This window comes from Treponema sp. R8-4-B8 (genome assembly GCF_054786175.1).
In genome coordinates this window covers 1-4,977 of sequence record NZ_BDHE01000031.1, presented here as the reverse complement: position 1 = coordinate 4,977, position 4,977 = coordinate 1, and the positions used below count along the sequence as shown (strand labels likewise).

Genomic DNA, 4,977 nt, shown 5'->3' with positions numbered 1-4,977 from the left:
GCCGTGCGTGTGTACGGGCAGTCCGTTTCTGTTTCGCCCGGAACCATTTCCGCCGTTATTTTATCTGTCCGTCTTGAAGGCGATCCTGTAAAAAAACTGGAGATAATCGAGAAAGAACTGGCTCTGCTTGGGCAGAAGTCTTTGGGTATCGGAGAGCTTAACATTGAAAAAGGCCATGCTCTGGTTGATTTAAAAAGATTTTCAGAAGCAGTCGGCGCTTTTGACATTGCGTTTTCTTCGGGAATAAACAAAGTTTACAAAGACAGTTACGGGCAGGAAAGGGACCGCGCCTGGGAACTTCGCAACGCAAGCGGAGTAAACGCGGGTTCTCTCAATCTGCTTGGACGCGAAACCATTACATGGAACGATTGTATTTCTCTCGCAAAAAACGAAACTCAGCTCTTGCGGTTTATCACAGGCGGCAGGAATATTACAGACGCGGAATTGTTTACCCGCCTTGTTGACCGCGCTTTTATTCCCTATACCCAAGATATAACGGCAACTCAATGGCCGTCGGCAAGGCCAAAACCCGATGAAGCCGTAACTCGCGCCGGAGCCGCTTTTTTTATTTGGCATCTGTACGCCGAAGCGCGCGGGGATCGCGGAATGTTATCCCGCTATTCCGCGCGTTATGCGACAGGCGCAAATCCCCGCAGTCCAATAGCCGATACGCCCGCGCTTTCCCCCTTCTTTGATTCAATTCTTGGCTGTGTTGAGACGGAATTGTTGTCTCTCCCCGACGGACGGAATTTCCGCCCCACCCAGTTTATAAAAGGCGCGGAACTTCTGACGATACTTAAAAGGATTGATAATTAACCTGATCGTCAAAAAAATAGCCTAATTACCCAAAAAACTACAAGAATTAGTAGGTTTTTTTTATACTCCTTAAGATAAAATTAAAATATCTTATTTATAGGAGAGAATCAATGAAAAATCAAATTATTATGAAGTTAATATTAGTTTGTGTACTGTTATTCGTAACAGCAGCGGCATACGCCCAGACTGAACCTCTTGATAATGAGGATTATGAGGATTTTAGCAGCGGTCAACGCTGGGGAACATGGGCGCTCAATGCTTTTGTATTGCCGGGTCTTGGCTCTTACGCAATTATGCATGATAAAGTAGGCGGTACAACCCAACTGATAACGGGAATTGTTTCACGGGTACTTGTGATGGGAAGCTATGTAACTATTATGGGCAACATGTATGGGTATTCGTCATCTTATAGTTATAGCAATGATGAAACAAAATTAGACGAACAACAGATGATGATAGCTTATATTGCCTTGGCAATAGGCGGAGTACTGTCCACAGTCAATGACATTTATAACATTATCAGATCCGCCACCTATCATAAACCGCATCCTAAGACGGCGTTATTTGATCCTTCAGCATTGAATATTGTATTGCTTCCAACAAGAGACGGCAAAATTGATAAAGTACAGCTTTCATACATTATGCGTTTTTAATGTAAAATATAACGCAAACTTTAAAACAAAAAAATGCCCCGTGTAAAACGCGGGGCATTAGTTCACGTCCGTTACTATTATTGCTTTTTAATTCTTTGTCACCTGTACCCAATCATACGGAGCGTCTGCGTTGAAATCATAAGGAGCGGAAGCGCCGGGGCTGGTACCGGTTATGGTTTTAATGGCGTATGTGCTGAATTTTATAGTTTTGCCGTTGACTTCGGCAATGGTGTAACTCGGTATATAGGGCTGGACATAAGCCGCGTTGGAAACGGGCAATTTTTTATCGGTCATGTAGGCGGTACTGCCATAAAAAGTGGAACTGGTACCATTTGCGTCTGTAACCTCACCAAGATACGGATACTGCGCGTTATCTTTCACATACAGGGTATTTTTATAATCAAACGTGGGGTCAGAGCTTACCGCGTAATATTTCAGTCCGCTGCCTGTGGTAAATGTCAGATAGATTGGCTTACCAGGGTTGGTATAAGCGTTAGGCGCCTTGCCTTCAACATTGGCGGATTTATCCGGCACGGAAACCTTGCCGCCGTCTTTGCCTTCCAGCGGATAACTGCGGGCGTATACGTGATCATGCCCGGCAAGGACAAAATCAACATTATGATCAGACATAACTTTTTCAAAACCGGCTTCTACATAGTACTGTATATCCCTGTCAGCGAGATGGTCGGCGACGCTGGCGGTGGATTTGTGGTGCTGAACAATGAGCCAGTCGTATTTTCCGGCGTAAGCGGCTTTCGCCGCTGTGAGGGTCTGATCAAACCGCACAACGTTTGGCTGTGCCAAGCTGGTACTACTAGGATACGGGGCGGTGTTCAAGACAACAAACAGGATGTTGTTGTAAAGGTAAAAATAGTTTCTTCCCTTCTCAGTTTCAACTGTTTCATCCGCAAAGGTTTGCGAATTGGGCAAATTATAATGATAGTTAAAGTTAAGGTGATTGTCGTGGTTACCGGATACTGGCGCAAAAGGAAGATTCCGCAGTCCCGACGGGGCAAAGAAGTTAGTGTATTCCACTTCATCACCAGAGCTTAGATCGACCTGATCCCCGCCGCTTGCGATAAAGCTTACGCCTTTGTTCATAATTATGCTCATCGTCTCTATCCAGCCTTGAGCGGTTGTAGTAGTGGTGGATGGGTACCGGCTGTTAGCGTCAACATTCCCTTTTGTAAGCTGTGGGTCCGCTACTACGGCAAACTTGAAAGCGCCAGTTGCGGCAGGAACCACGAAATTGTACGCGTCACTCCAGTTTTCACCATCGCTGGACACCGCATACTGGTAACTATAACCCGGTTTTAGTCCTGTTACAGTAGCTTTATGGGCGCTATTACCGCTTGATGCTTCGATTACTGTTCCGCTTTCCTCGATTAACTCGTTTCCAGCGCTGAGTGTTCCTCTAATGAACCTGACTTGCGCGACTTTACCGGCTGGGGCTCCTGAAGAATACCAATTAAGGTTTATCTCAGTTGTGTCTTTTCCGGGTGTTAAACCCAAGGTTAGAGGAGTAAATGAAATTCCCCAACTCAGCGCGTCTTCTCCACTGGCGTAATTTTTAACGATCTCTGCAATAGTTTCATCACCGCCTTGTTTTCCCCCCGGAGCATCGCCGGGACACGCTGTAACAATAATTGCAAAAGCCGCCGCTAAAAGCAAAGCAATCAATTGCAATACCGATTGTTTGTTAAAATTTTTAGATTTCTTAAACAACATGATATCCTCCTAAAATATTTTCTAATCAATAAGTACAAATAGAATGTTAAAAACATAAAAGAGAAATATTTATTTTTAGTTAATTTTACTATGTTAGAAAATTGTTAAGTTTGTTAGAAATTAGTAAAACGTGTTTTCTTCTTTAAAAGGGTATTTAGTATCAGACTCAAGGAGAAGAAAATGAAAAACAAATATTTTATTTTTGCGTTATTGTTATTAATGATTACGGCTGTGTCAGCATGGGCGCAGAATTTACCCGCTAACATTTGGACATCGCCTCAAAGTTCCACTACGGAAGGAAGATACCGAAGTAACGCGGATGACTTTATCCGGCCGGACGCATACACCGGAGTAAAGCTTAGTAAATGGTTTGGATTGGTATCTTTTTTATGGGACGACACCTTCAGCGGTATTGCGACTCTCGGTTTTGCAGCCAAGACGGAATCCGTGTATATCGGAGCGTTCTACAATGGTAATATGTGGGCAAATATGCCGGTGAACAATTACAGCGAGGAAGAACCTAACATAGTTCCAAACGGCGGGGTTGCTGGAGAGGTCTATAATGTTTACTCAAATATCAGCGTAGGCGGAACAACAAATCCCGTTAATAATGCTTCCGTTATAATCGGCGTTGCCGATATGGGCTTTAGGCTCACCTATCGCACCAATTATCAATCTTTCCAAAAAAATAATATTGTAACTGGAAACCAGTTGTATAATAACTACCAGATGGAAAGAGGCTACATAGCTCCGCAGATTGCCTGGGCAGTGGCGAAAGATTTATCTAAAAACGGAATAAGACCTTATATAACAGTTGATTGTGTTTTTGACCGTGATTATCAAAAGACTGAAACGACTGGTCCCGATAGCGCGGGTATTTCAGGCGAAAATATAGGCCGCTCGTTAAATCACATTGATCCGTCTCTTTCTGCCGGTCTTGGCGGTTATACCTTCTACAATAAAGACGGTTTTAAAGGTTCATTCGATTTTGACTATGTGCTTACCTTTAATTTCTTCGACAACGAGTACAGTTATATTGATAACGGCGAGTACAAAACCGGTAATATTAAAGGAACGTATAGTCCCGGCAGTAATCCGTATCTTGAACAATCTTTTATGTCAAACTCGCTTACCCCGTCGATCAGCGGCTCATGGAGCAAGGACAATCTTGCGCTCAAGTTTAAACTTAATCTGCCTTTTACGCTGACCAATAAAGAACAAAACTCTATGGCTCAGGACGCTTCCGGCAATTTGGTTTATAATGGCATAAGTAACGCAACCACCACATTTACCTTCCGTCCTGACATAAGGCTTGCCATGCAATATAAGATTGTTCCAAACCGGCTTATCTTGAATGCCGGCGCGCGAATTCAAGCTACTGCGTTTACTCTGGAAACAATTAATCAAACAAACTATAACAACGGCGATAAGAAATCCACGCGAAATATACATAACGACTCATATATCAACATCGGCAGCGGAACTCAATTTATCAGCCGTTTTTCCATTGGCCCTACCTTTAACTTTACGGATAATGCGTGGGTAGAAGCTACTACCGGGGTTACAAACGCCTATGGCAATAGCGGAACTATTGACGTATTTGCGCCCGGCGGACTGTTCTCTTTTGGGAGCATACTGGTTGCGTTGAAATTTTAAAAATATCTTAGAGTCTGTCCATAGCGCAAATGTTATGACAGATATTAACAGCAAAAGGGGCTGTCCGTAAAAAGGGTAGTCCCTCTGTACATTCAATGTCCTTGTGAGGTATTATTAAAAGTAA

Annotated in this window: 4 protein-coding genes; 3 read left to right on the top strand and 1 reads right to left on the bottom strand. The window is 43.5% G+C overall.

Features of this window, described 5'->3' with window-relative positions:
- A partial coding sequence (locus ACYVRA_RS05520; protein WP_461251752.1) for a hypothetical protein occupies positions 1–816 on the top strand: 816 nt, incomplete at its 5' end.
- A gap of 110 nt (positions 817–926) precedes the next feature.
- A complete protein-coding gene (locus ACYVRA_RS05515) occupies positions 927–1,469 on the top strand; it encodes a hypothetical protein (protein WP_461251751.1) in 543 nt (180 codons plus the stop codon).
- Positions 1,470–1,556: 87 nt separating this feature from the next.
- On the opposite strand, the gene ACYVRA_RS05510 is transcribed toward ACYVRA_RS05515, so the two are convergent.
- The gene (locus ACYVRA_RS05510) at positions 1,557–3,197 is read right to left on the bottom strand and encodes a purple acid phosphatase family protein (RefSeq protein WP_461251750.1); all 1,641 of its coding nucleotides are present in this window, start codon (positions 3,195–3,197) and stop codon (positions 1,557–1,559) included.
- Positions 3,198–3,377: 180 nt separating this feature from the next.
- Here ACYVRA_RS05510 and ACYVRA_RS05505 point away from each other — a divergent pair, with 180 nt between their 5' ends.
- Positions 3,378–4,853 (top strand): TDE2508 family outer membrane beta-barrel protein, encoded by a 1,476-nt coding sequence (locus ACYVRA_RS05505; RefSeq protein ID WP_461251749.1) that lies wholly within the window; start codon positions 3,378–3,380, stop codon positions 4,851–4,853.
- The last annotated feature ends 124 nt before the right edge of the window (positions 4,854–4,977 follow it).

Excerpts from the sequence above, each read along its gene's own strand:
- ACYVRA_RS05510 (WP_461251750.1), bottom strand. The coding sequence starts at position 3,197 with ATGTTGTTTAAGAAATCTAAAAATTTTAACAAACAATCGGTATTGCAA.
- ACYVRA_RS05515 (WP_461251751.1), top strand. The coding sequence starts at position 927 with ATGAAAAATCAAATTATTATGAAGTTAATATTAGTTTGTGTACTGTTA.
- ACYVRA_RS05505 (WP_461251749.1), top strand. The coding sequence starts at position 3,378 with ATGAAAAACAAATATTTTATTTTTGCGTTATTGTTATTAATGATTACG.